Annotated in this window: 3 protein-coding genes; all 3 read left to right on the plus strand. The window is 65.7% G+C overall.

All coding sequences use genetic code 11. The features are described from left to right. Nucleotides 1–290, plus strand: a 290-nt coding sequence (locus EN906_RS13525) for a hypothetical protein (RefSeq protein WP_127375213.1), incomplete at its 5' end; no start/stop codon positions are given. Between the two features lie 11 nt (nucleotides 291–301). Then, complete coding sequence (locus EN906_RS13530; RefSeq protein WP_127270054.1) at nucleotides 302–598, plus strand: sarcosine oxidase subunit delta; 297 nt, start codon at nucleotides 302–304, stop codon at nucleotides 596–598. After that, a partial coding sequence (locus EN906_RS13535) for a sarcosine oxidase subunit alpha family protein (RefSeq protein WP_245484244.1) occupies nucleotides 595–3,258 on the plus strand: 2,664 nt, incomplete at its 3' end. The genes EN906_RS13530 and EN906_RS13535, both read left to right, overlap by 4 nt.

The raw sequence follows: 3,258 nt of genomic DNA on the forward strand, positions 1-3,258 counted from the left end.
CGGTCGATGACGGCACGTTGGCCTGCGTCTGGAGCGGCGGCCAGAGGGTGGTGATGTTCTTCGAGGGACGACCCGAAGGGCTCGAAGAAGACGAGACATTCCAGCCGCGTCAAGTCATCGTCACAACCGATCCGATGCAGCTCACCCTCGGCAACATGGCGTCCCGCGATCTGTTTCGTCCCGCTGCAAGCGTGGAAGAGCGCATCCGGCTCGTCGCACCGTTCGCGACCCTGGGACAGAAGCTTTGCGATCAACCGGCGGGCGCCCGCGTCGGCCACGGCGAATTGTAGGAACGAACCAAATGCTTCTCATCCGCTGCCCCTATTGCGAGGAAGAGCGTCCGGAACTCGAGTTCCGCAACGCCGGCGAGGCGCACATCGCGCGCTCGGCCAATATGGCCGGCGAGAGCGACGACGATTTTGAAAAGTTCTTCTTCATCCGCTCCAACCCCAAGGGCATCATTTATGAGCGCTGGCGGCACATGCATGGCTGTGCGCGCTTCTTCAATGCCGTACGCGACACCGTCACCGACAAATTCGTCATGACCTACAAGGCCGGCGAGCGGAAGCCGTCGAAGCTCCCGGGAGTTGCCAAATGAGCGGCGCGTTCCGCATTCCCGGCGCTGGCCGCTTCAGCCAAGCCAAGACCGCGCGGTTCAGCTTCGATGGCCGGTCCTATGCCGGCATCGAGGGCGACACGCTGGCCTCGGCGCTGCTCGCCAATGGCGTCCATCTCGTCGGCCGTTCGTTCAAGTACCACCGTCCGCGCGGCATCCTGTCGGCGGGCGCCGAGGAGCCGAACGCCCTGGTCGAAATCAAGCGCGACGCGGCACGCAAGACGCCGAACGTGCGGGCGACCGTGCAGGAGCTCTATGACGGGCTTGATGCGCAGTCGCAGAACCGCTGGCCGTCACTGTCCTTCGACCTCGGTGCGGTCAGCGATATCGCCTCACCGCTGCTTTCGGCCGGCTTCTACTACAAGACCTTCATGTGGCCGAAAGCGGCGTGGAAGAGGCTCTACGAGCCAAAGATCCGCGCCGCGGCCGGTCTTGGCGTTTCCCCGGACCAGCCGGACCCCGACCATTATTCATCGCGCTACGCGCATTGCGACGTGCTGGTGCTGGGCGGCGGTGCGGCAGGCATCGCGGCAGCGCTTGCGTCGGCCGAGACCGGCGTGCGCGTCATCCTCGCCGACGAGCAGGCCGAGTTCGGCGGCAGCCTGCGTTTCGAGAGCGGCGCGAAAATCGACGGCCAGGACGGTTTTGCCTGGGCGCAAGCTGCCGTGGCGAAGCTCGCCGCAATGGACAATGTCCGCGTGCTGTCGCGAACGACGGCGTTCGGCTACTATGCGCAGAATTTTGTGGGGCTGGTCGAGCGTGTCAGCGAGCATCTGAGGACCCCCGGCCACGATCTGGCGCGCGAGCGGCTGTGGCAGGTCCGGGCCAAGCGCGTGGTGCTGGCCTCGGGCGCGATCGAGCGCCACATGGTGTTTGCCGACAATGACCGGCCGGGCATCATGCTGGCGGGTGCCGCGCGCACCTATCTCAACCACTATGGCGTCGCGGTCGGCAGGAATGTCGGCGTCTACACCGCCAATGATTCTGCTTACGCGGCGGCGATCGACCTGAAGAAGGCCGGCGTCAACGTGGCGGCGATCGTCGATCTGCGCGAAAATCCGACCGGACCGGTGATCGACGAGGCGAGGGCGCTCGGCATCGAGATCAATTTCGGCCGCGCGGTGATCCGCGCTGGCGGTAAGCTCAGGGTGTCGTCGATGACCGTGCAGCCGAAGAATGGCGGCGGCGAACGCACCATCGCGGTCGATGCGATCCTGATGTCGGCCGGCTGGACGCCGTCGGTGCATCTGTTCTCGCAGTCGCGCGGAAAGGTCGCCTTCAACGACGAGACCAAGCGCTTCGTGCCGGGCACCTATGCGCAGGACTGCGTCTCGGTGGGCGCCTGCAACGGCACCGACGGGCTGTCGGCGACGGTGGACGAGGCCTATGCGGCGGGCGCCAAGGCGGCGAAAGATGCCGGCGCCAAAGCCGCCAAGAGCAGTAAGCCGAAGGTCGATGCGTCGGAGAGCTGGTCGCGCGGTATGTTGGGCGCGGCGCCCGGCGCCGGGCCGGACACGACTGTGAAGGCGTTTGTCGATTTCCAGAACGACGTCACCGCCAAGGATATCCGCCAGGCGGTGCACGAAGGCATGCGCTCGATCGAGCACGTCAAGCGCTTCACCACCAACGGCATGGCGACCGACCAGGGCAAGACCTCCAACATGCACGGCCTGGCGATTGCCGCCGAGACGCTGGGAAAGCCGATCCCGGAGGTCGGCCTGACCACGTTCCGTGCGCCCTATACGCCGGTCACCTTCGGCGCGATCGTCAGCCATGCGCGCGGTCCGCTGTTCGACCCGACGCGCAGAACCGCGATCCATCCCTGGGCCGAGGCGCAAGGTGCCGTGTTCGAGGATGTCGGCCAGTGGAAGCGCGCCTGGTATTTCCCCAAGGCGGGCGAGGACATGCATGCCGCGGTCGACCGCGAATGCGTCGCGGTGCGCAAGACGGCGGGCCTGTTCGATGCCTCTACGCTGGGCAAGATCGAGGTGGTTGGGCCGGATGCGGCCAAGTTCATGGAACTGCTCTACACCAACCCATGGGAGAAGCTGGAACCCGGCCGCTGCCGCTACGGCATCATGCTGCGCGAGGACGGCTTCATCTATGACGACGGCGTCGTCGGCAGGCTGGCCCCCGACCGTTTCCACGTGACGACGACGACCGGCGGCGCGCCGCGCGTCATGAACCACATGGAGGATTATCTCCAGACCGAGTTCCCGCATCTCAATGTCTGGCTGACCTCGATCACCGAGCAGTGGGCTGTCATCGCCGTGCAAGGGCCGAGCGCGCGGAAGATCATAGAGCCCTTGGTCGAAGGCATCGACATGTCCGACGAGGCGCTGCCGCATATGTCGGTGCGTGAAGGCAAGATCTGCGGCGTGCCGACGCGGTTGTTTCGCATGTCGTTCACCGGCGAGCGCGGCTTCGAGGTCAATGTGCCGGCCGACTATGGCCAGGCGGTCTGGGAAGCCCTGTGGGCCGAGGGCCAGAAGCATGGTGCGGCCGCCTACGGCACCGAGGCGATGCACGTGCTGCGCGCCGAAAAAGGCTACATCATCGTCGGCCAGGACACGGATGGCACGGTAACGCCGAACGACGCCGGGCTCGACTGGGCGGTCGGCAAGAAGAAGACCGATTTCGTC

Origin of the sequence: Mesorhizobium sp. M7A.F.Ca.CA.004.06.1.1 (assembly GCF_003999135.1) — a bacterium.
GTDB lineage: Bacteria > Pseudomonadota > Alphaproteobacteria > Rhizobiales > Rhizobiaceae > Mesorhizobium.